This window comes from Mycobacterium intermedium (assembly GCF_002086275.1).
GTDB lineage: Bacteria > Actinomycetota > Actinomycetes > Mycobacteriales > Mycobacteriaceae > Mycobacterium > Mycobacterium intermedium.
Genome location: NZ_MVHT01000284.1, coordinates 1 through 773, shown reverse-complemented (window position 1 = coordinate 773; position 773 = coordinate 1). Strand labels below are relative to the sequence as shown.

Genomic DNA, 773 nt, shown 5'->3' with positions numbered 1-773 from the left:
ACGATACGGCCCGCGCCCGCGGATGCCATCTTCTCGGCCAGGAACAAGCCCAGACCGCCCAGACCACCGGTGATGATGTACGCGCCGTCGCCCCGGAACGCCGGAGCCTGCTCGGGCGGCAGCACCACACTGCTGCGCCCGGCGTGCGGCACGTCCAGGATCAGCTTGCCGGTGTGCTCAGACGCGCCCATCACGCGAATCGCGGTGGCCGCCTCGGCCAGCGGGTAATGCGTCTTCTCGGGCTTGGGCAGCACGCCTTCGGCGGTCAGTCGGTACACCGTGCCCAACAACTCGGAAACGGCCGCCGGCTGACTGGCCGCCATCAACCCCAGGTCGAGGTAGTGGAACGTGAGGTTGTGCCGGAACGGGAAGAGCTCCATGCGCGTGTTGGCGTAGACGTCGCGCTTGCCGATCTCGACGAAGCGGCCACCGACCGCCAGCAGCTGGATGCCGGCCCGCTGCCCGGCACCGGACACCGAGTTCAGCACGATGTCCACGCCATAGCCGTCGGTGTCGCGGCGGATCTGCGTCGCGAATTCGACACTGCGCGAGTCATAGACGTGCTCGATGCCCATGTCTCGCAGCAGTTGCCTGCGCTTCTCGCTGCCCGCGGTGGCGTAGATCTCGGCCCCCGCGGCACGCGCGATCGCGATCGCGGCCTGGCCCACGCCGCCGGTGGCGGAGTGGATCAGCACCTTGTCCCCGGCCTTGATCCGGGCCAGGTCCTGCAGCCCGTACCAAGCGGTCGCCGTCGCGGTGGTCACCGCCGCGGC

At 69.6% G+C, this 773-nt stretch carries 1 protein-coding gene; it reads right to left on the bottom strand.

Annotated features, from left to right (window positions below; all coding sequences use genetic code 11):
- Positions 1–773 (bottom strand): zinc-binding dehydrogenase (locus tag BST27_RS30695; protein WP_139805514.1); only part of this gene is annotated, 773 nt, incomplete at both ends.